The sequence below is a fragment of the Lentzea sp. NPDC042327 genome, from assembly GCF_040647275.1.
GTDB lineage: Bacteria > Actinomycetota > Actinomycetes > Mycobacteriales > Pseudonocardiaceae > Lentzea.
The window spans coordinates 124,733-150,398 of the sequence record NZ_JBEZBX010000004.1 but is presented as its reverse complement, the minus strand read 5'-3'; the positions used below and the strand labels follow the sequence as shown (position 1 = coordinate 150,398).

20 protein-coding genes are annotated in these 25,666 nt (G+C 72.2%); 9 read left to right on the top strand and 11 right to left on the bottom strand.

Annotated elements, in window-relative coordinates; genetic code table 11:
- Positions 1-10: 10 nt before the first annotated feature.
- Both AB0A63_RS11665 and AB0A63_RS11660 read right to left on the bottom strand, forming a co-directional pair.
- Positions 11-1,405 carry a long-chain fatty acid--CoA ligase gene (locus AB0A63_RS11665; RefSeq protein WP_360388718.1) on the bottom strand — a complete coding sequence of 465 codons (1,395 nt, stop codon included), beginning with the start codon at positions 1,403-1,405 and terminating at the stop codon, positions 11-13.
- Positions 1,392-2,936, bottom strand: coding sequence for an NAD(P)-binding domain-containing protein (locus AB0A63_RS11660; RefSeq protein ID WP_360388715.1), 1,545 nt, complete (start codon positions 2,934-2,936; stop codon positions 1,392-1,394). Before AB0A63_RS11660 ends, AB0A63_RS11665 begins: the two co-directional genes overlap by 14 nt.
- 63 nt (positions 2,937-2,999) lie before the next feature.
- Here AB0A63_RS11660 and AB0A63_RS11655 point away from each other — a divergent pair, with 63 nt between their 5' ends.
- Positions 3,000-4,550, top strand: a complete 1,551-nt coding sequence (locus tag AB0A63_RS11655) for an aromatic amino acid ammonia-lyase (protein WP_360388712.1) — start codon at positions 3,000-3,002, stop codon at positions 4,548-4,550.
- Here AB0A63_RS11655 and AB0A63_RS11650 read toward each other — a convergent pair.
- Positions 4,477-5,730, bottom strand: a complete 1,254-nt coding sequence (locus AB0A63_RS11650) for a HAMP domain-containing sensor histidine kinase (RefSeq protein ID WP_360388709.1) — start codon at positions 5,728-5,730, stop codon at positions 4,477-4,479. The two genes, AB0A63_RS11655 and AB0A63_RS11650, sit on opposite strands and share 74 nt — an antisense overlap.
- On the bottom strand, positions 5,727-6,416 hold the full coding sequence (locus tag AB0A63_RS11645; RefSeq protein WP_360388706.1) for a response regulator transcription factor: 690 nt from the start codon (positions 6,414-6,416) through the stop codon (positions 5,727-5,729). Before AB0A63_RS11645 ends, AB0A63_RS11650 begins: the two co-directional genes overlap by 4 nt.
- A gap of 398 nt (positions 6,417-6,814) precedes the next feature.
- Between AB0A63_RS11645 and AB0A63_RS11640 the strand changes: the two genes are divergently transcribed.
- The 3 genes from AB0A63_RS11640 (at position 6,815) to AB0A63_RS11630 (ending at position 9,186) form a co-directional block, all read left to right on the top strand.
- Entirely contained in the window at positions 6,815-7,978 is a 1,164-nt protein-coding gene (locus tag AB0A63_RS11640) for an LLM class flavin-dependent oxidoreductase (protein ID WP_360388703.1), read from the top strand.
- A gap of 166 nt (positions 7,979-8,144) precedes the next feature.
- Positions 8,145-8,345 (top strand): hypothetical protein, encoded by a 201-nt coding sequence (locus AB0A63_RS11635; RefSeq protein ID WP_360388700.1) that lies wholly within the window; start codon positions 8,145-8,147, stop codon positions 8,343-8,345.
- 16 nt (positions 8,346-8,361) lie between these two features.
- Positions 8,362-9,186, top strand: coding sequence for an aminoglycoside phosphotransferase family protein (locus AB0A63_RS11630; protein ID WP_360388697.1), 825 nt, complete (start codon positions 8,362-8,364; stop codon positions 9,184-9,186).
- A gap of 7 nt (positions 9,187-9,193) precedes the next feature.
- Here AB0A63_RS11630 and AB0A63_RS11625 read toward each other — a convergent pair whose 3' ends face one another.
- Complete coding sequence (locus AB0A63_RS11625) at positions 9,194-10,801, bottom strand: ABC-F family ATP-binding cassette domain-containing protein (protein WP_360388694.1); 1,608 nt, start codon at positions 10,799-10,801, stop codon at positions 9,194-9,196.
- Positions 10,794-12,407: an ABC-F family ATP-binding cassette domain-containing protein gene (locus tag AB0A63_RS11620; RefSeq protein ID WP_360388691.1), complete on the bottom strand. Its 1,614-nt coding sequence runs from the start codon at positions 12,405-12,407 to the stop codon at positions 10,794-10,796. The genes AB0A63_RS11625 and AB0A63_RS11620 overlap by 8 nt, the downstream gene beginning before the upstream one ends.
- 238 nt (positions 12,408-12,645) lie before the next feature.
- On the opposite strand from AB0A63_RS11620, the gene AB0A63_RS11615 reads away from it, so the two are divergent.
- From AB0A63_RS11615 to AB0A63_RS11605, 3 genes are read left to right on the top strand one after another with little or no spacing between them, the layout of a single operon-like run.
- Complete coding sequence (locus AB0A63_RS11615; RefSeq protein ID WP_360388688.1) at positions 12,646-14,115, top strand: amidase; 1,470 nt, start codon at positions 12,646-12,648, stop codon at positions 14,113-14,115.
- A complete protein-coding gene (locus tag AB0A63_RS11610) occupies positions 14,099-15,247 on the top strand; it encodes a GDSL-type esterase/lipase family protein (protein ID WP_360388685.1) in 1,149 nt (382 codons plus the stop codon). Before AB0A63_RS11615 ends, AB0A63_RS11610 begins: the two co-directional genes overlap by 17 nt.
- 38 nt (positions 15,248-15,285) lie before the next feature.
- The gene (locus AB0A63_RS11605) at positions 15,286-15,885 is read left to right on the top strand and encodes a helix-turn-helix transcriptional regulator (RefSeq protein ID WP_360388682.1); all 600 of its coding nucleotides are present in this window, start codon (positions 15,286-15,288) and stop codon (positions 15,883-15,885) included.
- On the opposite strand, the gene AB0A63_RS11600 is transcribed toward AB0A63_RS11605, so the two are convergent.
- Positions 15,873-16,469 carry a short chain dehydrogenase gene (locus AB0A63_RS11600; RefSeq protein ID WP_360388679.1) on the bottom strand — a complete coding sequence of 199 codons (597 nt, stop codon included), beginning with the start codon at positions 16,467-16,469 and terminating at the stop codon, positions 15,873-15,875. The genes AB0A63_RS11605 and AB0A63_RS11600 overlap by 13 nt on opposite strands.
- 69 nt (positions 16,470-16,538) lie before the next feature.
- Here AB0A63_RS11600 and AB0A63_RS11595 point away from each other — a divergent pair, with 69 nt between their 5' ends.
- On the top strand, positions 16,539-17,390 hold the full coding sequence (locus AB0A63_RS11595) for a LysR family transcriptional regulator (protein ID WP_360388676.1): 852 nt from the start codon (positions 16,539-16,541) through the stop codon (positions 17,388-17,390).
- On the opposite strand, the gene AB0A63_RS11590 is transcribed toward AB0A63_RS11595, so the two are convergent.
- Positions 17,381-19,039, bottom strand: coding sequence for a discoidin domain-containing protein (locus AB0A63_RS11590; protein WP_360388674.1), 1,659 nt, complete (start codon positions 19,037-19,039; stop codon positions 17,381-17,383). The two genes, AB0A63_RS11595 and AB0A63_RS11590, sit on opposite strands and share 10 nt — an antisense overlap.
- A 138-nt stretch (positions 19,040-19,177) precedes the next feature.
- On the opposite strand from AB0A63_RS11590, the gene paaK reads away from it, so the two are divergent.
- Positions 19,178-20,476 carry a phenylacetate--CoA ligase PaaK gene (paaK, locus tag AB0A63_RS11585; RefSeq protein ID WP_360388671.1) on the top strand — a complete coding sequence of 433 codons (1,299 nt, stop codon included), beginning with the start codon at positions 19,178-19,180 and terminating at the stop codon, positions 20,474-20,476.
- Between the two features lie 190 nt (positions 20,477-20,666).
- On the opposite strand, the gene rph is transcribed toward paaK, so the two are convergent.
- From rph to AB0A63_RS11570, 3 genes are all read right to left on the bottom strand, one after another.
- A complete protein-coding gene (gene rph, locus AB0A63_RS11580) occupies positions 20,667-23,255 on the bottom strand; it encodes a rifamycin-inactivating phosphotransferase (protein ID WP_360388668.1) in 2,589 nt (862 codons plus the stop codon).
- A gap of 125 nt (positions 23,256-23,380) precedes the next feature.
- Positions 23,381-25,006, bottom strand: coding sequence for an allantoin permease (locus AB0A63_RS11575; RefSeq protein WP_360388666.1), 1,626 nt, complete (start codon positions 25,004-25,006; stop codon positions 23,381-23,383).
- Between the two features lie 74 nt (positions 25,007-25,080).
- Positions 25,081-25,662 carry a hypothetical protein gene (locus tag AB0A63_RS11570; protein ID WP_360388663.1) on the bottom strand — a complete coding sequence of 194 codons (582 nt, stop codon included), beginning with the start codon at positions 25,660-25,662 and terminating at the stop codon, positions 25,081-25,083.
- Between the last annotated feature and the right edge of the window lie 4 nt (positions 25,663-25,666).

Below are 25,666 nucleotides of genomic sequence, written 5' to 3'. Positions count from 1 at the left end.
GGTTTCTCCTTCACGCGGTGCCGACCGGTTCGACCAACCGGCGCTTGTCGGGTTTGCCGCTCGGGGCGACGGGGGGTTCGGCGATGGCGGTGACCCGCACCGGAGCGCAGGCGGCGCCCAGCCGTTCGGTCACCAGGTGCCGCAGCTCGGCGAGGGCGGGCACGCGGTCGGCGCGGGGGACGACGAACGCGTGCACGGCCTCGCCGGTGTCCTCGTCCGGCACGGCGACCACGTAGGCCTCGGCGACGTCCGGGTGTTCGGCGAGCACCTGTTCGATGGGGCCGATGTGGTGCAGGTTGGCGTTGACGATCACGACGTCGCGGGCCCGCCCGGTGAGGTGCAGGAAGCCATCGGCGTCGAGGTGGCCGAGGTCGCGGGTGCGGACCCAGCCGTCGACGAACACCTCGGCCGACTCGGCCGGGTTCGCCCAGTAGGAGCCGGCCTGGCCGGGTGTCCGCACGAACAGCTCGCCGTCGCGGACCTCGACGTCGACCGGTGGCCGGCCGACCGTGCCGGGCGGGTCGGCGGGCGTGGCCATCGAGATCATGCCGGTCTCGGTCTGGCCATAGCCGTGGAACAGCACCGGTCCCAGGACCTCCAGTGCCTCGCGGTGGCGTTCGGCCGTCAGCGGTGACCCGGAGACGAGCAGCGCGCGCAACGCCGACAGGTCAGCGGGCCGCTCGCGCTGGCCGCGCACCAGCTTCGCCAGTCCGGGCACGGTGATCACCCGCGCGGTGGCGCGGTGGCGGGTGATCGACTCGACCGGCGCGGGGGTGTCGGCGACGACGACCGTGCCGCCCGCGGTGAGCGTGAGGACCGCGTACTCGAACATGACCTGGCTCGACAGCGACCCGAACACGAGGTAGCGGTCGAGGCGGCCGGCCAGGTCGCGGATCGCGGGCGGCCACGCCTCGGGCCGTGCGGTCCACGCGCGGGTCATCGCGGCGTAGGTCTGGGCACAGGCCTTGGGCGCACCCGTGCTGCCGCTGGTGTGGATGAGCCGGGCGACGTCGTCCGGGCGGCCGGCGCAGGTGAGCTCGGCGCTCCCGTGCCGCCGCAACGCGTCCACGTCGGCGTCTTCGAGGACGAGCGCGATGTCGAGGCCGAGCAGGTGCCGGACCTGGGCGTCGGTCAGGCCCGGCCGCACGCCCACGACCCGCGCGCCCACCGCGTGCCCGGCGAGGATCGTGGCGAACGCCTCCGGGGTGACGCCGAGCAGCAGCGCCAGCCCGTCACCGGGACCGATGCCGCGGGAGCGCAGTCCGTGCGCGATCCGCGCGGTGAGGTCCAGCAGCTCGTCGCCGGTCACCACGCGGGTGCCGTGCTCGAAGACCGGCCGGTCCGCGGCGACGGCGAGCACGTCGAGCACCGCCCGCGGGAACGGCCCGGCCTCACGCGCCGGCAAGGCATTCCTTCACGAACACGGCCAGCGGCTGCTGGTGCACGCCCGGCAGGTCCCAGTGGTTCTCCAGGTTCTCCGCCAGGTGGTGGGTCGCGACCAGCTCGCCGTTGCGGTGGTAGCGGACCACCGGGTGCAGGTAGCTCGCGTCGGCGGCGTGCGCGGCGTCGTTCTCGGCGACGCGGGGGACGTCGATGTCGAACGGGTCGACGGTGTCGTGGTGCGGGCCGTACTCCAGCGTCGCGACGAACCGGTGCTCGGCCGCGTCGAGACCGCCGTCGTGGACGTAGGCGACCGGCACCTCCTCCTCGTACCGCGCCGTGCCGCCGTCGACCGTGACGACGTCGCCGATCACCGCGAACTGCTGCCACAGGCACGACGAGCGGTTCAGCCGGGCGATGAGCGCGTCGCTGATCGACTCCGGAGAGGCGTCGACCTCCCGCCCCGGCCACGGCGTGCCGTGGTTGCGGGCGGAGAGGATGCGGTGCAGCGCGCGGGCGCCGTAGCGGAAGCCGTGGATGAACCCGCTGGTCGACTTCTTGAAGTCGCGCGACTGCGTGATGGTGCCGGCGAAGTACAGGCCGGGCACGGTGGTCGACTCGAACGCCGAGGTGAGCTCCGGGAACCGGTCGTCGACCACCAGCCGCGGCCGTGCGCTGCCGGCGAAGATCGAGCTGTCGAACCGGAACCCGGTGCAGGCGATGATCCGGTCGTAGTCCAGCTCGCGCAGCTGCTCCTGCGTGCGCGCGTACCGGAACCGGATCCGGAAACCGCCTTCCGGCCTGCGGTCGATCTGCTCGATCGTGCCGTCGAGGACGGCGTTCTCCGACTTGAGCTGGTAGGTGTCGAGGAAGTTGTTGTTCACCGCCCGCAGGTGCCCGACGTAGTGCGTCTGCCAGGCCAGCTTCACCGAGTGCGGCCCGGCGACGTGGATGACGGCGGCGTGCTCGACGAGCGCGTCGGCGGTCTCGAACCCGGAGTTGCCCTTGCCGATCACCAGCACCCGCTGGCCGGTGAACCCCTCCGGGTCGGTGTCGAAGGTGTCGTAGCGCTCGACGTGCTCGATGCCGGGGATGTCCGGCACGTGCAGCTGCGACACGCCGGTGGCCACGACCAGGTGCGCGGCCTGCCACGTCCGTCCGCTGTGGTCGGTGACGACGAACGCGTTGCCCTGCTTGGCGATCCGGGCGACCTCGACGTCATAGTGCACACGCAGGCCGGTGGCGACGTCTTCGAGGTAGCGGACCATGTCGTCGGCCGCGGGGAAGTACCGGGGGCTGTACCGGGTGAACAGCAGGTCCGGATCGTCGAGCAGCAGCGAGTTCCAGTCCATCCGCATCCGCTGCTCCGGGTCCGCGTACCCCGAGTGGACCTTGTTGATGGAGATGAGCTTGCGGTGCCGCGGGTAGCGGGTGAAGAACGCGCCCGCACCGTTGCCGCGTTCGAGGACGGCGTAGTCGCGACCGTCGCGCTCCAGCAGTGCCGCGAGCTGCAACCCGGCCGGTCCGGCCCCGATGATCAGGTAGTCGTGCGCCATGGCCGAGGAAGCTACCCACGCGATCTCAGAACTCTCTGAGATCGACTCCCTACCTTCGACGCCGTGACCACGACCGCTTCCCGCACCACCGTGGACCTCGCCTCGCCGCTGACCGGCGAGCACCTCCTCCGCGCGGCCGCACCCGTGGAGGTGCTCATCGGGCCGACCGTCGCGCAGCGCCTGCACCGCGGCCGCGACCACCTGCGCGGGGTCCTGGCCGACGACGAACGCCCCGTCTACGGCGCCAAGACCGGTTTCGGTGCTCTCGTGGGCTTCGCCGGTCGTGCGTCCGAGGCGGACCAGTGCGACAACACCCTGGCGCACCTCGGTGCGGGCCAGGGTCCCGACCTCCCGCCGGACGTCGTGCGCGCGGCCCTGCTGGTGCGGACCTGGTCGCTGGCGCAGGGCCTGTCCGGTGTCTCGGCGCACGTGGTGGACGGGCTCGCCGCGATGTTCGGCACGTCCTTCGTGCCCGCCGTGCCGCGCTACGGGTCGGTCGGTGCCAGCGGGGACCTGATCCCGTTGGCGTACGCGGCGCAGGCGTTGCGCGGCAGGGGGTTCGCCTACCTGGACGGCGTGCGGGTGCCCGCGGCCGAGGCGCTGGCCGAGGCCGGGCTGACGCCGTTGTCGTTGGACGGACGCGATGCGCTGGCGTTGGTGAACGGCACCTCGGTCACCACTGCCGCGCTCTCGCTCGCGTTGTCGTCCGTGCGCGCGTCGCACATCGCCGTGCAGGACCTGACCTGTCTGCTCGCGGACGTCCTCGGTGCCGACCCCGGTTTCGTGAACCCGCGGCTGATCGACGCCTACGGACACGACGGCGCTCGGGTTGTTGCCACGCGCATGCGTGCTCTGCTGGACGGCATCCGGCCCAGCGGCGACCGCCCGTTGCAGGAGCCGTACAGCCTGCGCTGCTCACCGCAGCTGCTGGGCGCGTGCGAGGACGCCCTGCGGTACGTGGACGGCGTGGTCCGCTCGGACCTGGCCGGGGTGAGCGACAACCCGCTGTTCTTCCCGGACGACGACCTCGTGGCGCACGGCGGCAACTTCTTCGGCCAGCCGGCCGCGTTCGCCGGTGACGTGCTCGCCATGGTGACGACGTCGCTGGGCAACCTCGCGGAACGCCAGCTCGACCTGCTCGTCGACCCCGTGCGCAACACCGGCCTGCCCCCGATGCTCGCGGCGGGACCCGGTCAGCAGCACGGGTTGCAGGGCGTGCAGCTGGCGACCACCGCGTTCGTCGCGGAGATGCGGCGCGGCACCGTGCCCGCGTCCACTCAGAGCCTGCCGACGAACTTGCACAACCAAGACGTGGTGCCGTTCGGGACGCAGGCCGCGCTGCGCGCTTACGACCTCGCGGAGCTGCTGCGGTTGCTGTGCGGGTCGCTGGCGCTGGGGCTGCGGCAGGCGGTGCACGTGGGCGGGCGGCGGCCGACGGCGCCCGGCTGCGCCGACCTGCTGGACGCGCTGGCCGGGGCGGTCGAGCCGGTCGACCCGGACCGCCCGCTGGACGAGGACGTGCGGGTGGCCGCCGACCTCGTCACGGGCACGCGGTCGCGACCCGCGGCGGGACCGAGCGCGGAGACGCACCCGCCATCGGGAGGAACAGTGTGAACCGCGCACCCCGTCCCGGGTTCCCGGCGGCCTCGACCGCGCCGCCGTGGCTCGTGACGATCTCCCGCACCAGCGCGAGCCCCACGCCGAACCGCTGCTCGCCCGCGCCGTGCCGGAACCGCTCGAAGATCCGGTCCGCGTCGGCGGGGGCGAACCCCTCGCCGGTGTCGGCGACCTCCACCACGGCGTACCCGGCACCCGACCCGACCCGCACGTCGATCCGCCCGCCCTCCGGCGTGTGCCGCACCGCGTTGGCCAGCAGCTCGTCCACGGCCCGCCGCAACGCCGTCTCCACACCGGTCACGACCACCGGCTCGGCGGGGCGGTCGACCGCGAGCCTGATCCGCCGTTCCGCGGCGCGGTCGCCCTCGCCGGTCACCGCCGCGTCCGCCACGGCGGCGAGGTCCACCGGCCGGCCGTCGAGCTCACGGCGCAGCCGCGCCGACAGCAGCAGGTCGTCGACCACGTCGCCGAGACCGCGGATCGACTCGGCCAGCTTGCCGAGGCTGTCGCGGTGGTCGTCGGGCAGGTCGTGCGCCGCGGCCAGCCGGACGAGCACCTGCGCCCGCGTGTACGCCCGCGCGATCGGCGTGCGCAGCTCGTGGCTCGCGTCGGTGACGAACCGCCGTTGCCGCGCCAGCGCCTCGGCCAGCGGCGCGACCGTCCGGCGGCTCACGCCCAGGCCGACCAGCGCCGCGGCGACGAGACCGGCCAGCTGCGCGATCCCCAGCGCCTGCAACAGGTGCCGCCGGTCGGCGAGCTGGTACCGGGTGTCGAACACCGCCTGCACCGCCGCGCCGTCGCGGCCGGACCGGGTGAGCACGAGGTACTCGGTGCCGTTGGCGGCGACGGCGCGTTCGACCGGTGCGCCGGACGCCCGCACCGCCGCCAGGTCGTCGTGCAGCGGGAAGCCGTGCGGCACGTCGAGCACGCCGAGGTCGAGCTCACCGCCGCGCAGCGTGAACACCCAGGCGCACCGCGGCGCGGTGCCGGGCACGCCGAACTCGGCGTTGTACCGCAGTTCCCTGGCCACCAGCGACTTCTGGCCCTGCTCCATGACGACGTACGCGATGCCGCCGACGAACGCGATCATCAGCGAGATCGCCACGCCCACCAGCAGGCTGATCCGCAACCGCGCCCGCCGCAGCTCCGCGCGCTCCGCCTCGGCCCACGCCCTCACAGGGCCCCCAACCGGTAGCCGACGCCCTGGACCGTTCGGACGACCGAGCGCCCGACCTTGCTGCGCAGGTAGTGCACGTACGTGTCCACAATGGAGGGTGAGGGGGCGTCCTGGAACACCGTGCGGCGCAACGCCGCCCGCGTGTGCACCGTCTCCGGGTGGCTCGCGAGCGCCCGCAGCAGCGCGAACTCCCTGGTGGTCAGCGGCACCCGTTCCCCGTCGGGCAGCACCACCTCGTGCTGCTGCAGGTCGAGCTGACCGGACCCGATCCGCAGCACGGCGGCCAGCTCCACCGCCCGCCGGCACAGCGCCCGCAGCCGCGCGCTCAGCTCGCCCAGGTCGAACGGCTTCACCAGGTAGTCGTCCGCACCGGCGTCGAGCCCGTCGATCCGGTCGTCCACCCCGCCCATCGCGGTCAGCACCAGCGCCGGCGTGCGCACGGACCGGGACCGCATCCGCACCACCAGGTCCAGCCCGTCGATCACGGGCAGCCCGCGGTCGACGACCACCACGTCGTAGGCCTGGGTGAGCGCGAGGTGCAGCCCCCGATGCCCGTCCCTCGCGACGTCCACGGAGTACCCTTCACCGCGCAGCACGGCGGCGAGCAGCTCGGCCAGCTCCCGGTCGTCCTCGACGAGCAGCAGCCGGAACGGATGTGCCTGCCAGGACCTGGAGTTCCCCCGCATTTCGCCAGAATCGCACGCAGCGGGGGAGACGGACAGATCACCGACCCGGTGCCGAGCTGTCGATCTCCGCGACCGATCGCGGCGGCGCGGGCATTCGACCACGTGAGCGCCCGTGCCCGCTTCTGCGAACTGTGTTCACCGGCATATTCACGGTGAACGGCGGCAGCGGCGTGACCTGCGCTCGTGGGTGGACGGTCAACGGTGATGCCGGTTTTCCCGGTCCTTTCGTCTCGATTCGTGTTGACGTCCAATGGTTTTCGAAAACGCGAACCAGAACGTGAACCCACCGGTGGGCTGACCGGCACCCGTCCGTTCGCGCGAATGTGCATCGGGACGGTAACGACCTGGCCGCCGGGGGAGACATCAGCCGTGGTGTCCGCGCGACGTGAGGTGTGCCGATGAAGATCGACCTGTTCAACGAGATCCAGAACCCCGGTGCCGCCCCCGAGCAGTTCCGCTTCCGCCAGGCCCTCGACCAGGCCCGTCTCGCCGACGAGCTCGGCTATGGCTGCTGGTGGCAGGTGGAGCACCACGGCGCCGGCGAGTTCAGCCTCTCGTCGGCTCCCGAGCTGATGCTCGCCGCGCTGTCCCAGCAGACCTCCCGCATGCGCCTCGGCCACGCCGCCGTCCTCGCGCCGGGCCGGTTCAACCACCCGATCCGCGTCGCCGAACGCGCCGCCACCCTCGACCACCTCAGCGGTGGCCGTGTCGAGCTCGGCCTGACCCGGTCGACGATCCCCGAGTGGAACCTGTTCGGCATCGAGCCCGCCGACGCCCGCGCGCAGACCGCGGAGGCGTTCGAGATGATCCCGAAGATGTGGACCACCGACCGCTTCTCGCACACCGGTGAGCACTACGACATCTCCGACGTCTCGATCGTCCCCAAGCCCCTGCAGCGCCCGCACCCGCCGCTGTGGCAGGCCGCCGCGTCCCCGACGTCGTTCGAGGAGGCCGGCCGCCGCGGTGTGGGCGTGCTCGGCACCACCATCTGGGAGTCACTCGACCGGGTGGCCCGCATGATCGACCTCTACCGCGCCGCCGCCGCGCAGTGCACCGCACCCGTCGGCGAGTTCGTCAACAACCAGGTCGCCTACTTCACCTTCGTGCACTGCGCCGAAACCGACGAGCAGGCCATGCGCAACGGCGCCGCCGCGGCCGCCGCCTGGTACACCGTCACCGCGCTGCGCTTCTTCAACGCCGCCGCCGAGTTCGCCGCCACCATGCAACGCCACCAGGACATCCTCGCCGCCGGCGGCACCGGCCTCACCGGCGAGTTCCTGCGCGCCGAGGCCGACGCCGCTCCCACCGACGCGCAGCTCGTGATCGGCCGGATCCTCCAGGGCGAGGACGTGCCCGACGACGAGCTGTTCGAGGTGCTCTCCGCGCAGCAGTCGCTCATCGTGGGCAGCCCGGACACGTGCCGCAAGAAGCTGCGCGCGTACGCCGACCTCGGGATCGACCGGTTGATGTGCCTGCAGCAGATCGGGCCGATCGGGGCGGACGAGGTGATGACCAGCATCCGGTTGGTGGGGGAGCTGATCCCGGAGTTCGACCAGGCCTGACCGCCGACCCTGCTGTCGCCCATGGCATCTGCAAGCACCACCAACACATGATCAAATCGCCGCTGACTACCACCAACCTGTTCGCCACTCGCCGAACCAGTCCTGAGTCCTTTGGGCGGGTGGAGGCGCTGTTGGTAGTAGAAAAGTGCCCGTTGATGTTGAGTTGGTGGTACTTGCAGATGCCATCAGAGGCAGAGGAGACGGCTCAGGCCGTCATGGGCCTTGGAGCAGGCCCACCGCCCTGATCGCCGAGGACGAGCTGCCCTCCTACCGCGCCGTCGTCCGCGCCGCGCGGTCCGGGCAGGTGGCGGTCGAGGGCCGCGAGGAGCTGCTGGACACCTTCCTGCGCGCCTTCACCCGGCCCTGACCGGGAAGGCGGCAAGGTGATCAAGGTGGACCTGGACCGCACGACCGCCCACCTCGCCACCCGCTGGAACCTCACCCTCGGCCCCCCGTTCGACGGCGGCTCGTCGGCCACCGTCGTGCGCTGCCGCTGGTCCGACGGCACACCCGCCGTGCTCAAGGTCAGCGAGGACCGCTCGCTGATCGCCGCCCAGGCCGCCGCCCTCGCCCTGTTCGCCCCGTCGGGCAAGGTGCCCGCCGTGCTGGCGGCCGACGAGGAGGCCGGTGCCCTCGTGCTGGAGGAGGTGCTCCCCGGCACGCTCGCGGAGGACCTGCCCGCCTACGCGCTGCCCGCGCTGTGGGCGGACCTGCTGGCGGGGCTGCACGCCACCGACCCGCCCGCACACCCGCTCGGCACGCTGCGGGCCCGGTGCGAGGAGGCCTTCGCCCGCATCGGGCGCCGGCTGCACGACCCCGTCGTGGCCGCGCGCATCGGGCCGATGGAGTGGGCGCGGGCGATGCAGCAGTGCGCGCGCCTGCTCGACACGACCGGCACGACCGTGGTGCTGCACGGCGACCTGCACCCCGGCAACGCCCTCGACGGCGGTCCCGCACGCGGCCTCGTGGCGGTCGATCCCAAGGCGTGCCTGGGAGATCCCTGCTTCGACGCCGTCGACCTCGTGCTCGCCGGCGCCGGCCGGGAGGGCGTCACTGCCCGGTGCGCGGCGGTCGCGGGTGCCTGCGGGCTCGACGGCGACCGGCTGTTCGCCTGGGCGCGCACGTTCGCCCCGTTCTCCGTCGTCGCCCACGTCGCGAACGGCGGTCCCGAACCGGTCGTCGACGAGCTCGTGCAGCTGCTGCACTAGGGCCGCGTCAGCCCCGGGCGGCCACGACCAGCTCCTCGCCCTCCCACCGCCTGCGCAGCCACCGGTCGTGGCTCGCGACCACGACCGCCCCCGGACCCGGCCCCAGCGCGTCCTCCAGCTCGTCGCACAGCGTCGGCGACAGGTGGTTGGTCGGCTCGTCGAGCAGCAACAGCTGCGGCGGGTCGGCCACCAGCAACGCCAGGGCGAGCCGGCGGCGCTGACCGACCGACAACGTGCCGACCGCCTTGCCCAGGTCCCGCCGGTGCAGCAACCCCAGCGACTCCAGCGGGACCCGCGCCGCCCGCTCCGCCCCGAGCGCCCGCCCGTAGGTGGCACGGGCGGTGCGCCGCGGGTGCTCGAACACCGTGTCCTGGTCGAGCAGTCCGACCCGCAGATCGGGACGTCGCCGCACCCCCGTGACCGCCAGGCGGCCGGCCAGGGCGAGCAGCAGCGTGGACTTGCCGGAACCGTTGGGACCGCTCACGAGCACCCGGTCGCCCTCGCGCACGTCGAGCCGGTCGAGGTCGAGCCGGCCGGGCACGTGGACCTCCCGCAACGACACGAGGACCTCTTCGGCCGCCGACGTCGGCTCGGCGTGGAACCGCAGCGGGGGCGGGGGAGCAGGCACGGCCCGGCGTTCCAGCTCCTCCAGCCGCCGCGCGGTGGTGCGGACGCGGCGGGAGATCTGGCTCTGCACGCGGTTCGCGCGCACGCCGTAGCCCATCTTGTCGCTGTCGCGCATCGCCCGGTTCGGCGCGACCCGGTGCGCGGTCAGCTCCAGGTCGGTGCGCAGCCCGGTCAGCTCCTCCTGCTCCTCGGCGTACCGCCGTTCCCAGCGCTCGCGGTCGGCCCGCTTCTGCCCGACGTACTCGCTGTACGTGCCGCCGAACCGGACCGGGCCCTCCACGGCCGGGTCGAGGTCGACCAGGTCCGTGCACACCGCGTCGAGGAACGCCCGGTCATGGCTCGCCAGCACCACCGCGCCGGGCAACGCGCGCAGCTGCTCCTCCAGGAACGCCGCCGCGTCGTCGAGGTGGTTCGTCGGCTCGTCCAGCAGCAACGCCGCCGGCCGCCGCACCACCAGCGCCGCCAGCGCGAGCCGCCGGCGCTGCCCGCCCGACAGCGAACCCAGCGTGCGCTCCCACGGCACACCGCCCAGCCCGAGTCCACTCAGGACGATCTCGGCCCTGCGGTCCGCGTCCCACGCCTCGTGCCGCTGCGCCACCTCCAGCTGGTCGGCGTACGCCGCGAGCAGCTCCACGTCGTCGGGCGCGGCGGTCAGCAGCGCACCGAGCCGGTCCAGCGAAGCGAGGTCCTCGCGTGCGTCGGCCAGCGCGTCGCCGACCACCTCGGCCACCGTCGCCGACGCCGGGAACGGCATCTCCTGGTGCAGGAAACCCAGGTCCCGCGGCCGGTCCACCCGGCCGCCGTCGGGCTCGTCGACCCCGGCGAGCAGCCGCAGCAACGTCGACTTGCCCGCGCCGTTCTCCCCGATCAGGCCGATCCGCCGGCCGGGTGCCGCGGTGAGCGACACCCCGTCGAGGACCCGGCGCCCACCGAACCCGCGCACCAGCTCGTGCGCCACCAACGCCTGCGCCGGCACCGCCTCAGCCACGAGCGGCCTCCAGCAGCTTGCCGCCCTCCAGGCGCAACCAGCGGTCGATCCGCACCTCGCCCAGGAACCGCTCGTCGTGGCTCACGACGACGAACGCGCCCTGGTAGGCGTTCAACGCGCTCTCCAGCTGCGCGGCGCTGACCAGGTCGAGGTTGTTCGTCGGTTCGTCGAGCAGCAGCAACTGCGGTGCCGGCTCGGCGAACAGGACGCACGCCAGCGTGGCGCGCAGCCGTTCGCCACCGGACAGCACCCCGACCGGCAGGTGGGCCCGCGCGCCGCGGAACAGGAAGCGCGCCAACAGGTTCATCCGGTCGGCCTGCGGCATCGCCGGTGCGGCCGCGGCCAGGTTCTCCGCCACCGTGCGGCTGTCGTCGAGCAGGTCCAGCCGCTGCGACAGGTACGCGATCCGGCCGTCCGCGCGCTTCACCTCACCGGCCTCGGGCGTGAGCGAGCCCTCGACCACCCGCAGCAGCGTCGACTTGCCCGCGCCGTTCGGTGCGGACAGGGCGATCCGCTCAGGGCCGCGGATCGCGAGGTCGGCGTCGTCGAACAGGTCCCGCACCCGGATGCCGGTGCCCAGGAACAACGTGCGCCCGGCGGGCACGGCGGTCTGCGGCAGCTCCAGGCTGATCCGCTGCTCGTCCTTGAGCGACCGCTCCGCCTGGTCGAGGCGGGTCTTCGCGGCGCTGAGCCGGGCGGCGTGCGTGCCGTCGGCTTTGGCGGCGGACACCTCGGCGTTGCGCTTCATGGTGCCCGCGAAGATCTTCGGCAGTCCGGCGCTGGAGAGGGTGCGCTGGGCGTTCGAGGCACGCCGGGCCGCGCGTTCGCGGGCCTGCTGCATCTCCCGCTTCTCGCGTTTGACCTCCTGCTCGGCGCTGCGGATGTTCTTCTCCGCGACCTCGCGCTCGGCGGCGACGGCCTCCTCGTAGGCGCTGAAGTTCCCGCCGTGGAACCGGATCTCGCCGGCGTCGAGCTCGGCGACGCGGTCCACCCGGTCGAGCAACGCCCGGTCGTGGCTCACCACGAGCAGGCAGCCGCGCCAGTCGTCGAGCACCGAGTAGAGCCGGTGCCGGGCGTCCAGGTCGAGGTTGTTGGTCGGTTCGTCGAGCAGCAGCACGTCCGGCTGCTTCAGCAGCTGGGCCGCCAGCCCCAGCGACACGATCTGGCCGCCGCTCAGCGTGCCCAGCTTCCGGTCCAGCGCCAGGTCGCCCAGACCCAGCCGGTCGAGCTGGGCGCGGGTGCGTTCCTCCAGGTCCCAGTCGTTGCCGATGACGGTGAAGTGCTCCTCGTCGACGTCACCGGACTCGACGGCACTGATGGCGCGCAGCACCGCCGCGACGCCGAGCACCTCGGCCACGGTCACGTCCGCGGTGAGCGGCAGGTCCTGCGGCAGGTAGCCGAGCACGCCGTCGACGGTCACGCTGCCGCCGGCCGGGGGCAACGCACCCGCGATGAGCTTGAGCAGCGTCGACTTGCCGGCACCGTTCGGGGCGACCAGACCGGTGCGGCCGCCGGGGAAGGAGACGGACAGATCGTCGAAGACGACGGTGTCGTCCGGCCACGAGAAGGACAGGCCGGACACGACGACGTAGGCGTCGGAAGACATGGTGAGACCTCGGGAGGTGCGAACGCGCGGGCCACCCGCGCGGGTGGAAGAAGGGACGACGAAACGGCCATCGGAGGCGATGGCCTGTCACACCCCGGGCTCACCCGGAGATGTCGTCTTCACCCACCAGCACGTCGAGCTCCTTCGAGGAGGTTGATCTCTACCCGGTCAACGGTAGCAGCTCCCGGCGTTGCTCCGCTCGGCAGAAAGCGGCGCGACGAGCGGTTACCTTGATCGCGTGGACTTCGACGAGTACCGCGAACACGACGCCACCGGGCTGGCGCAGCTGGTCGCTTCCGGGCAGGTGTCGGCGGCCGAGCTGCTGACCGTGGCGCGGGAACGCGCCGCCGCGGTGAACCCGCGGCTCAACGCGATCGTCAGGGACGTCCCCGCGACGCCCTCCGACGACCTCACCGGTCCGTTCGCCGGCGTGCCGTTCCTGATCAAGGACCTCGGTCAGGACTACGCGGGCCTGCCGACCTCGAACGGGTCGCGGTCGCTGCGGTCGTTCCCGGTCACCGAGCACTCCACGGTCGTGCAGCGCTGGCTCGACGCCGGCCTGGTGATCTTCGGCAAGACGAACCTGCCCGAGTTCGGCGCCAAGGCCATCAGCGAGTCGGCCGTGTGGGGTCCCGCGCGCAACCCGTGGAACCTCGACCACACGCCCGGCGGCTCCTCCGGCGGTTCGGCGGCCGCGGTGGCGGCGGGCATCGTGCCGTGCGCCGGTGCGAACGACGGCGGCGGCTCCACCCGCATCCCCGCGGCGTGCTGCGGCCTGGTCGGGCTGAAGCCGGGGCGCGGGCTCACGCCGTTCGGACCGGGCACCGCCGAGATGATGCACGGCGCGGCGGTGCAGGGCGTCGTCTCGCGCACGGTCCGCGACACGGCGGCGATGCTCGACGTGATCTGCGGCGGTGAGCCGTACGGGCCGTTCACCCCCGGCATGCCCGAGGCGTCCTACGCGTCGTGCGTCACCGAGGAACCCGGCAAGCTGCGCATCGGCGTGCGCGTGCCGTCGGCGATCAACCCGAACCCGCACCCCGAGGCACGCGCCGCGGTCGACGGCGCGATCGAGGTGCTGACGTCGCTGGGTCATGAGGTCGAGGAGCTGCCGGAGGCGCCGTTCGACGACGCCGCGCTGGCCCGCGACTTCCTGCTGACCTGGTTCGTGAACCTGGCCTGGAAGGTCGGCGACGCGAAGCGGCAGACCGGTGCGCCGGACATCGCGTTCGAACGCGACACGCTGCTGATGGCCGCGCTGGGCCGGGCGACCAGCAGCGTCGACTACGTGGACGCGGTGCAGCGCCGGCACGAGCACACCCGCCGCCTCAGCACGTTCTTCGACACCTACGACCTGCTGCTCACGCCGTCGCTGGCCACCCCGCCACCCAAGATCGGTGCGTTCGACCTGCCGGTGAACCTGCAGCGCGCCACCGACGTGCTGCTCAAGACCGGCACCGCGCGGTTCCTGCGCAACACCGGCATCGTGGAGAACATGATCCGCGACAACCTCGGCTGGGTGCCCTACACCCAGCTCGCGAACCTCACCGGCAGGCCCGCCATCTCGCTGCCGCTGCACTGGACCGCCGACGGCCTGCCGCTGGGCGTCCAGTTCGTCGCACCGCTGGCCGGCGAGTCGCTGCTGATCAGGCTCGCCGCCCAGCTCGAACAGGCGCTGCCGTGGGGTGACCGTGTCGCTCCGATCTGAACCCGTCGCGCCGCTCGTGCGCGGTGCCGCCGAACTGGAGCAGACCGACCGCGGCCTGCGCCCGCACCGCCTGCCCGCGTGGGTGCGCGAGCGGTACCCGGACCCGCAGCTGCTGTCGGTGGAGAGCCACCCGTCCGGTGTGCGCCTGGTCGCGGAGACCGAGGCGCGCACCGTCGAGCTGGTTCTGCACCCGACCTGCACCGCCTACGCCGGACTCGACCGGCCGCGCGGCAGCGTCGACCTCGTGGTGGACGGGGTGCCGGCGGCGAGCACCGTGCTCGCCGCCGGCGACGTCAAGGAGGTCGACCTGCGCACCGGTGAGGCCCGGTTGGTCCCCGGCCGGCCGCACACTGAGCGCCACGAGCTCCCCGAGGGCACCAAGGTCATCGAGTTCTGGTTGCCGCACAACGAGGTCGTCGACCTGGTCGCGGTGCGCGCCGACGCCCCGCTGCGCCCGCACGACCCGGGCCGGCGGATCTGGCTGCACCACGGCAGCTCCATCAGCCACGGCTCGAACGCCGCCACGCCGACCGCGATCTGGCCCGCCGTCGCCGCCCGCCACGGCGGTGTCGAGCTGCACAACCTGGGCCTGGGCGGCAGCGCGCTGGTCGACCCGTTCACCGCGCGGGTCCTGCGCGACCGTCCGGCCGACCTGATCAGCGTCAAGCTCGGCATCAACGTCGTGAACTTCGACGCCATGCGGCTGCGCGCGTTCGTGCCCGCGGTGCACGGGTTCCTCGACACGATCCGCGACGGCCACCCGGACACGCCGCTGGTGCTGATCTCGCCGATCTTCTGCGGCATCCACGAGGACACGCCGGGTCCGGGTGCGATCGACCTCGACGCGCTGGCGTCCGGGCGGCGGCTGTTCACCGCGACCGGGGTGCCGGAGCCGGGCCGGTTGACGCTGCGGGTGGTCAGGGAGGCGCTGGAGTCCGTCGTGGAGCGCAGGGACGACGACCCGAACCTGTCCTACCTGGACGGTCTGCGGCTGTACGGCGAGCAGGACGCGGCCGAGCTGCCGTTGCCGGACGCGCTGCACCCGGACACCGCGGCACACCGGCGGATCGGGGAGCGGTTCGCGGAGCACGCCTTCGCGCCGGGCGGTCCGTTCAGCGAGGACCCGGCCTAGCGCCCGGTGCGGCAGCCACCGCGGCCTGCCCTGGCAAGATGCCGGTCGTGGACACCGACGACGTGCTCACCGGCGTGGGGCCGCGGCTGCGCGCCCTGCGCCGGCACCGCGGCATCACCCTCGCCGAGCTCTCCACGACCACCGGCGTCTCGGAGAGCACCCTGTCACGGCTGGAGAGCGGGCAGCGCAAGGCCACGCTGGAGCTGCTGCTGCCGTTGGCGCGCACGTACAACGTGCCGCTGGACGACCTCGTCGGCGCCCCGCGCACCGGTGACCCGCGCATCCACCTGACCCCGATCCACCGGTTCGGGATGACGTTCATCCCGCTGTCCCGGCGCCCCGGTGGCGTGCAGTCGTTCAAGATGCTCATCCCGAGCGGGCTCGCCGAGCCGACCCCGCAGACGCACGACGGGTTCGAGTGGCTCTACGTCCTCAACGGGCGGTTGCGGCTGCTCCTCGGCGACCTCGACCTGACGTTGCCGCCCGGTGAGGCCGCCGAGTTCGACACCTCCCAGCCGCACTGGCTGGGCAGCGCGGACGGGAACGCGGTCGAGCTGCTGATCCTGTTCGACCCGCAGGGACTGCGCACCCACGTCCACGGGCCCGGCCACTCCGGCCGGTCCGGTCAGGGGACGTAGACCTGGCCGGTCTGCCGCCCCTCGATCGACCGCACGTACGCCCGCACCACCTCGGCCAGCGGTACCGGCCTCATGCCGGGGAAGAAGTCGCCGTAGGTGTCGAGCGCCTCGGTGAACACGGTGGGGCTCACCGCGTTGATCCGCCGCGGTGCGATCTCGATGGCGGCGGCCCGCACGAACGCCTCCACCGCGCCGTTGACCAGCGACGCCGCCGCCCCGGTCACGATCGGCTCGCGCGCGAGCACGCCGGTGATCAGCGTGAACGAGCCGTTGGCGGTGACGTGCGAGAGGCCCTCCCGCACGAGCGACACCTGCGACAGCACCTTGCCGGTGATCCCGGCCTGGTAGTCGGCGGTGGTCAGGTCGGTCAGCGGCTTGAACGGCACCGAGCCCGCCGCCGACGCGACGGCGTCGACCGGCCCGACGGCCGCGTACAGGTCGGCCACACGGTCCGGGTCGGTCACGTCGTACCGCAGGTCACCGCCGGTGCGGGACACGGTGACGACGTCGTGCTTGCGTGCGACGAGCTCCTCGTGCACGGCGGTGCCCAGCAGTCCGGTGGCTCCCACGAGCAAAATCCTCATGCCGACGACGCTAAGCCCGTTCCGCGCGCCGGTGAAATGCCGATCGTGCAGCACTTATGATCGGCAGTCATGAATGTCGAGCTGCGCCACCTGCGGGCACTCGCCGCCATCGGCGACCACCGGTCGATCACCGCCGCGGCCCGGTCGCTGCACGTCACCCAGCCCGCGCTGTCCCGCACGCTCGACCAGCTCGAACGGCGGCTGGGGGTGCGCCTCGTCGACCGCACCACCCGCCACGTGGCGCTCACCGGCAGCGGGCAGCGGCTGTGGGAGCACAGCCACCGCATCCTCACCCAGCTCGACAGCGCGCTCGCCGAGGCCGTCCGGCCGCAGCCGTTGCGGCTGACGTTCGCGTGGGCGGCGCTCGGCCGGTTCACGGTCCCGTTCCTGCGCGAGTGGCGGGCCCGGCACCCGGACGTGCTGGTGCGCATCCGCCGCGCCGACGACCCCGAGGCGGCGCTGCGGCGCGGTGAGGCGGACATCGCCGTGCTGCGCACCCACCCGGTGTCACCCGACGTGGAGCACGCGGCGTTGATCGAGGAACCGCGCGTGGCCGCCGTGGCGGACGACCACCCGCTCGCCGCCCGCACCGCCCTCACCCTCGACGACCTGGTGGGCGAGGCGGTGGCCGTGTGCGAGACCGCGGCGACGACCACCGCCGACCTGTGGCCGTCCGGTGCCCGCCCGCGCACGGTGGACGTGCCGGGCGTGGAGGAGTGGCTGACCTCGATCGCGACCGGGGCGACGGTCGGCGTCACGGCTGCGGGCACGATCCACCACCACCCGCACGCGGGCGTCACGTACCTGCCGCTGACCGACGCCGACCCGGTCACCGTCCACCTCGCCTGGCCCGCACTGCCCGCGCACCCGTCCACCGCGGCGTTCGTCGAGCTGGCGCAACGCCACCTGCGTCACGCGTAGAGGCGCAACCCCGACAGCTGTCCCGCGGGCCAGCCGGTGTTGCCGCTGAACACCAGCCGCACGTACCGGACCTGGCTGCCGGGCAACGTGATCGTGGCGCTGTTGCCGCTCGCCGGGTCGAACACGCGCCCGCTCGCCCCGGCCAGCGGACCGAACGCCTGCCCGTTCACGCTGCCCTCGACCGCGACCACCTGCGTGCGCCGTCCCCAGGCCGGGTCGGGCGGCAACGTCAGCACCGCCCGCCGCACCGCCACCGCGGACCCGAGGTCGACCTGCACCCACTGCGGGAACGCGTGGTTCGCACTCTCCCAGTAGGACCTCGGGTCGCCGTCGACCACGTTGCCGCTGCCGTAGTGCTGGTTCTGCGAACTTTGCGCGGTCGGCCGGCCCGCCGCCAGGTCCACGTCCGGCGCCGGCGGTCCGCCGACCCACGGCACGGTCGGGCGGGTGGCGGTCAACGCGAGCTGCCCCTTGAGCATCCGGCCGCCGTCACCGGTGAGCCGCAGGTAGTAGTCGGCCGAGCAGCGGGTCCCGTCCTCGTCCAGTGCCAGGAAACCCGACCCCACCGGCACGTCGGCCTGCGACTCGGCGGTCTTCGCGATCTGGTTGCCCTCGTTGTACTCGTCGAACATCGAGATGTAGATGCCTTGTGCGCCAAGGCGGACCATGTTGTAGAACTGCCGCCACATGAAGTCGCCGTGGACCCGTTGCCGCGCGTTGAGGTCACCGGGCAGCACGCACGGCTGGTAGTCGATGCCCCGCGCGTTGCACTCGGCCTGGTCGGGCAGGTTCACGTTGGTGTGGAAGCGGTCCGAGTCCGCGGCGGTGCCGATCCGGCCGACCATCCACGGCGAGATCATGTCGAACGAGCGGTAGACGTTCCCGAACCCCTGCCGGGAGTCCTCGACCTCGGTGCGCCAGTGCGTAGGGACGCCGCCCATGACGTAGCAGCCGCGCGCCTTGAACCAGTTCACCACGTCCTGGCAGGGCTCGGGTCCCCACGGGCGGCCGGGGTCGTTGAAGCCGAAGCCCCAGATGCCGACGACGGGCTTGCCGTTCTGCCGCGCGTAGGCCGGCGACGAGGTGTGCGCCGCCATCTTGGCCTGCCAGTCGGTCTTGATCTCCGACTGCATGTTCTGCCAGTTCGTGACGTCGTACATGATGTAGAACTTGCGGCCGGTGGCCTCGGCGGCGGCTCGCACGTGCGCCGTGACGGCGTCGCGGACCGGACCCTCACCGCCGGTGGGGTTGAACCGTTGCAGGGCGGCGGTGTCGCAGCCGTTGTCGCGCATCCAGGCGAAGTGCACGTCCACGGTCTGCCGGTCGTGGTTGGAGAACACCGCGGCGGGCCGGCCGTCGCCGAGGTTCGCGAACGCGGTCGGGTAGGTGCGGGCGTAGTCGCGCACGTCCGGCCACACCTTGACCGAGCTGGTCGCCGGGGCGGGCGGCCGGCTCCAGTCGTCGTTCCAGTGCCACCAGCCGTCGATCGGCGAACCGTCACCGCGGCAGGCGAACCAGCCCTGGTAGCCGACGGTGATCTTGCCGACCACGTCGCCCGGCGGGCTGGCGGCACGCGCCGCAGTGGGCAGGAGGTCGAGGGCGGGCACGGCGAGGGCGGAGCTGAGCAGGGTGCGACGAGACAGGGACATCGCGAACTCCTTTGTCGGCGATCCGACATCAGGGTGCAACTCTGAATCAGAAGTCCGCAAGATGTTGACTGAAATGTGCAAAAGACCGGTACTTCCGGCGATCAACTACCGTGCGGGCAACGGTTGGAGGAGGACCTGATGCTGGACCTGAGCCCGCGGCCCGGTGACCTGGAGCCGATCGAGACCGCCTCGGTCGACGAGCTGCGCGCGGTGCAGCTCGAACGGCTGCGGTGGTCGGTCCGGCACGCCTACGACAACGTGCCGCACTACCGCGCCTCCCTCGACGCGGCCGGCGTGCACCCCGACGACGTGAAGTCGCTGGAGGACCTGGCCCGCCTGCCGTTCACGACCAAGGCCGACCTGCGCGACAACTACCCGTTCGGCATGTTCGCCGTCCCGCGCACCGACGTCCTGCGCGTCCACGCCTCCTCCGGCACCACCGGCCGTCCCACCGTCGTCGGCTACACCAGGGCCGACCTCGACACCTGGGCCTCGGTCGTGGCCCGCAGCATCCGCGCCGCCGGCGGCCGCGCCGGTCACGTGCTGCACAACGCCTACGGCTACGGCCTGTTCACCGGCGGCCTCGGCGCCCACGCCGGCGCCGAGCTGCTGGGCTGCACCGTCGTCCCGGTCTCCGGCGGCATGACCGAACGCCAGGTGCAGCTCATCCGCGACTTCGAGCCGGACGTCATCATGGTCACCCCGTCGTACATGCTCTCGATCATCGACGAGATGGAGCGCCAGGGCATCGACCCGCGCGGCACCTCGCTGAAGGTCGGCATCTTCGGCGCCGAGCCGTGGACGAACGACATGCGCGCCGAGATGGAACGCCGCCTCGACATGCACGCCGTCGACATCTACGGCCTCTCCGAGGTCATCGGCCCCGGCGTCGCCAGCGAGTGCGTGGAGACCAAGGACGGCCTGCACGTGTGGGAGGACCACTTCTACCCGGAGGTCATCGACCCGGTCACCGGCGAGGTGCTGCCCGACGGCGAGGAGGGCGAGCTGGTGTTCACCTCCCTGACCAAGCAGGCCATGCCGGTCCTGCGCTACCGCACCCGCGACCTGACCCGCCTGCTGCCCGGCACGGCCCGCACGATGCGCCGCATCGAGAAGATCACCGGCCGCACCGACGACATGATCATCCTGCGCGGCGTGAACCTGTTCCCGACCCAGATCGAGGAGCTCATCCTGCGCATCCCCGCGCTGTCACCGCACTTCCAGTGCGTGCTGAACCGCACCGGCAACCTCGACGACCTGACCGTGGTGGTCGAGCACCGCGAGGACACCGGCCCCGGTGCGGCGGGCGAGACGTTGCGGCAGCTGGTGAAGAGCTCGATCGGCGTGACGGTGGCCGTCGAGGTCGTGGCGCCGGGCGGGATCGAGCGGTCGGTGGGGAAGATGAAGCGCATCGTGGACCGCCGCCCGAAGCGCTGACCGTCCCGCGGCGTCGGCGAAGCCGTGCACGGCCAGCGCTTCAGCCCACCCCCGGCACCGCCTCTGGAGCTCCACCGCAGCACACCACGCGGCGCGTACCTCAACCGCCGCAATGCGGGGCTACCGGTGAGTGGGGGAGAACAGGCCGGCGCGGCACCACCACTCCTGATCCGGCGCACGGGACCGGGGGTCAGTCGAGCAGCTCGACGTACCCGTCGGTCCCGTTCACCCGGATCCGCTGGCCGTCCCGGATCAGCCGGGTGGCGTTCTCCAGCCCCACCACGGCCGGCAGCCCGTACTCCCGTGCCACCACCGCGCCGTGCGTCATCAGCCCGCCGACCTCCGTCACCAGCCCGGCGATGGCCACGAACAGCGGTGACCAGCTGGGATCGGTGTGGGCGGTGACCAGGACGTCGCCCGGTTCGAGGTCGGCCTCCGCGAGGTCCAGCAGGACGCGCGCCCGCCCCTCGACCGTGCCGCCGGACACCGCCAGGCCGACCAGCGCGCCCGCGGGCAGGTCCGACCGCCGGTAGGTGCCGGTGACGGCCTCGCCGTCCGACGTCAGCACCCGCGGTGGCGTCAGCGCCTCGAACGAGCGGAACTCCTCGCGGCGCCTGCGGATCAGCGCGAGGTCGGCCTGCCCGGTCAGCACGACGTCGCGGAACTCCGGCAGCGTCAGGAAGAAGATGTCCTCTTCGGACTCCAGCACGCCGGTGAGGCGCCGGGCCTCCGCCAGCAACGCCTTCTTGTACACGAAGTACCGGCTCACCATGAAGTACTTCGGGTACTCCCGGTAGCCGATGAACGTCCGCACGCGGTCGATCATCCGCTTGGTCTCCGCGGCCTTGGCCTCGCCGTCCGGCAGCGCGCGCAACCGCTCCAGCAGCTCCTGCTCCTTCGCCCACGCCTCCTGGCGGCCCTGCTCGAAGCGCTGCTCACCGGCACCGGGCGCGAAGTTGCGGACGTTGGTCAGGATGATCGGCACCAGAGTGGACGGACGCTCGCTCCACCGCGGCCGGGTGATGTCGATCTCGGCGACACAGCGCATGCCGTACCGGTCCAGGTACCCGTTCAACGCGGCGAGGGCCTCGGCGCCACCGGGCACCTCGGCCAGGCCGTCGAGCGAGTCGGGGCTCTTCTCCAGGAACGCCACGACCTCGGGGTGCGGGCGGATCGCGTCGGCCACGTCGAGCAGGGCCAGGCCCATCTCCGAGGTCACGTTGTGCGGCGCGGACAGGCTCAGGGCGTCGGCGGCGTTCGTCTCACCCAGCCACTCGTGCAGGTGGCCGTTGAGCCACCAGCTCGCCTGCATGCCGGCCATGATCACCTGGGTGCTGCGCGCGTCGAACAGGACGCGGCGCAGCTCCTGGAAGTCCGCGAGGACGAAGTCGACCAGGTCCACACCGGACAGCGGCGCGATGTCGCGTTCCAGTGCGGCGACCGAGGCCTCGGCGGCGGCGATCAGCTCGATGACGACCGCCGGGTCCGTCTCGATCGTGGCCGGGGTCGCGCCAGGGATCGGTGGCACCGGCGTGTCGTCCGGTGCGGGCAGGAAGCCCTCGCGGTCGACGACGGTCTGCAGCGCGTCACCCATCAGCGGGTCGGACTTGCCCGCCACGCCCAGGAACGCGGCACGGCTCGCCGGTGCGGTGACGATCGGCGTGACGTCGACGAACAACCGGCCGCCCGCGACGACCATCGGGCGCGGTGTCGTCAGCTGCCACACCGACAGGCCCAGCGGCTTCATGGCGTCGGTCATCATCTGCTGGTGGCCGACGGACACGAAGACGCGGTTGCCGTTGCCGTCGCCGTCGCCGCCGGGCACCGGGAACAGCGTGGTGATCGGGCGGCTCTGCACCACCTGGAACCCGTCGTCGGCCAGGCACCACTCGACGTCCTGCGGGCGGCCGAAGTGCGCCTCGATCCGCCGGCCGAGCCGCACGAGCTCCACGACCTGAGCGTCGGTCAGCGCCGGCAGCTCGCGCCGCGCCGGGTCCACCGGCTGCTCGCGGGTGCCGCCGGACGGCAGGGCCTCGACGGCCACGTCCTTGGCGGCGATCGACCGGCTGAGCACCTCGCCGTCGCGGACCCGGTAGACGTCGGTGTTGACCAGGCCGGAGACCAGCGCCTCACCGAGGCCGAAGGTGGCCTCCACGCACGCGACCTTGCGGTTCGAGGTCGTGGGGTCGGCGGTGAACAGCACGCCCGCCGCCCGCGGGAACACCATCCGCTGCACCACCACGGCCATGCGCACCCGGTGGTGGTCGAAACCGCCGCGCAGCCGGTACGTCACGGCCCGCTCGGTGAACAACGACGCCCAGCACCGGCTGACGTGCCGGACCACCTCCTCCGCACCCACCACGTTCAGGTAGGTGTCCTGCTGGCCCGCGAACGACGCCGTCGGCAGGTCCTCGGCCGTGGCGCTCGACCGCACGGCGTAGGCGTGCTCGGCGCCGAGCCGGGTGACCGCGCCGGTGATCGCCGCGGTCACCTCGTCCGGGACGGCGACGCCCTCCAGCACCCGTCGCACCTCGGCGCTGCCCCGGCGGATCTCCTCCCGGTCGTCCGGTGAGAGGCGGGCCAGCCGGTCCAGCAGGTCACCGACCGCCGCGTCCCGCACGACGCGTTCGAACGCCTCCGTCGTCACGCAGAAGCCGGCCGGCACGCGCACCCCGTCGATGCGCGTGAGGGCGCCGAGGTGCGCGCCCTTGCCGCCGACGACCGCGACCTGTGCCTGGTCGACCTCGTCGAGCCCGAGCACGAAACTGCTGTACGTCAACTTCGGTTCCCCCGTTTCGCCTGCGGGGCTCCAGCATCCTGCCGACGCCAGATTTCCGCAGGTCGTGACCTTCGACGGGAGAGTGTGCTGCACACCGGGGGTCTTGCGGCAAGACCCCCCGTGCGCTATACGTTGGTAGTGGCGGGCAGTACGTGTGCGCCCGTGCGGTCCGTGCTCAGGCACAGCGAGCAGACCTCACCGCCCTGCGCACTCGCGGTCATGTCCGGCCGTTCGTAGGACTCACCGCAGACCACGCAGTCGTACCTGCTGCCGCTCGGGTTGCCGTCCGCATCCAGCAGCGGCTCCGCGATCCCGTCGTCGGTGCGGCGCAGGTAGAACCGGCCCCGCGTGAGCACCGCCATCAGCGGTGTCACGACGATCGGGACCACCACGGCCACGACCGGCGAGTACGGCTGGATCGCCGGCCCGAACAGTCCGAAGTAGACGCCGATCGACAGCCCCGAGGACGCCAGGAACGACACCACGCCCACCGGGTTGACCGCGTGGAGCATGCCGCGCCGGAACTCCGGCTGCTTCGGCGACAGCTTCAGCAGGTACTTGTTGACCGCGATGTCGGTGGCGACGGTGACGACCCACGCCATGGCGCAGTTGGAGTAGAAGCTCAGGATCTTGTTGAGGAAGCTGAACATGTCCGCTTCCATCAGCACCAGCGCGATCGCCAGGTTCACGCACACGAACACCAGCCGCCCCGGATACCGCTTGGTGACGCGCGTGAACGAGTTCGTCCACGCCAGCGACCCCGAGTAGGCGTTCGTGACGTTGATCTTCACCTGGCTGAGCACCACGAGCACCAGCGCCAGCGGCACCACCAGCCACGCCGGCATGAACTGCTTGAACACGCCGGTGAACTGCTCGATCGGCTCGACGGCCGCCACCGCGCCGACCGCGTCCAGCACGTAGACCGCCATGAACACGCCGATGGCCTGCTTGAGCGCGCCGAAGACCACCCAGCCCGGTCCGGCGAGCACCACCGACGTCCACCACACCCGCTTGTTCGCCGCGGTGCGCGGCGGCATGAACCGCAGGTAGTCGATCTGCTCACCGATCTGGCCCATCAACGACAGGCAGACACCGGCCCCCAGCACCACCGCGGCGGTGCCGACCCCGTTGCCGCCGCCGTCGTAGGAGAGGAACCGCCGCACCGACTCCGGCTCGGTGACGACCAGGAACAGCAGCGGCGCCACCATCAGCAGCAGCCACAGCGGGTTCGTCCAGCTCTGCAGCTTCGCCAGCACCTTCATCCCGTAGACCACCAACGGGATGATCACCAGCGTCGACAGCAGGTAGCCCAGCCACAGCGGCAGCCCGAGCGCGTACCGCAGGCCCTGCGCCATGATCGAGCCTTCGAGCGCGAAGAAGATGAACGTGAAGCTCGCGAAGATCACGCTCGTGAGCACGGACCCGTAGTAGCCGAACCCGGACCCGCGCGTGATCAGGTCGAGGTCGATGTTGTACCGCGCGGCGTAGTACGCCAGCGGGAAGCCGGTCACGAAGATCACGAGTGCGGCGAACCCGATGGCCAGCAACGCGTTGGCGGTGCCGTGGGTCAGCCCGATGCCCGCGCCGATCGAGAAGTCCGCCATGTAGGCGATGCCACCCAGCGCCGACGCACCCACCACCCCTGGCGTCCAGCGGCGGTAGGTGCGCGGCGCGAACCGCAGGGTGTAGTCCTCCAGGGTTTCCCCCGAGGTACCGGAAGTCTGGCTGCGCTCCACCACGTCAGCTGTCACGACCGGCAACGCTAGGAAGCCCGCGTTTCGCCCAGGGGAGAGCTTTGTGACCGCCGTGTTACCCGCTTGGCCGACTACGACGGGAGGACATGTCCGACGTCACCCGCACCCAGGGGCTCGCGCGGCTGTGCGAGCCCGGTCAGCAGGTGGGCTCCGCGGGCCAGGCGTCCTGCCGAGTACTGCTCGCGCAGCTCCTGTTCGACGTCCGGGCGTTCGAACTCGGGAGCGAGCACCACGGAGTGGTTGAACCGGGCATCTCCGGAGATCTCCAAGGCGTCGACGTCGTGCAGGCAGACCGCTTGGTGCCGCCAGAACGCGGGAATGAAGATCATGTCCCCTGGTCCCGACACCAGTGCCACCTCCCACGTGCTCTCGTCCGGTGCGGCGAGCAGGGTCACGGCCGTTCCGGAGCGCATGACGACGATGCGGTCGTCCTCGTGGTAGTGGGGGATCACCTGCCGATCGGGCGTCAGGGCCACGCTGTAGGCGGAGAGGTCGGAAGCCCCGCACAACCCGTCGGTCGCGACGGCGCGGAAGAACTGCTTCTGCGGGCCCTCGACCACCGCACCCCGCTGGTTTCCCGCCAGGCTGATCTGCCAGGTGGCAGTGGCCGACCGGGTGGTCGACGACGGCCGGACCTCGTTCAACTGAGTCATTGTG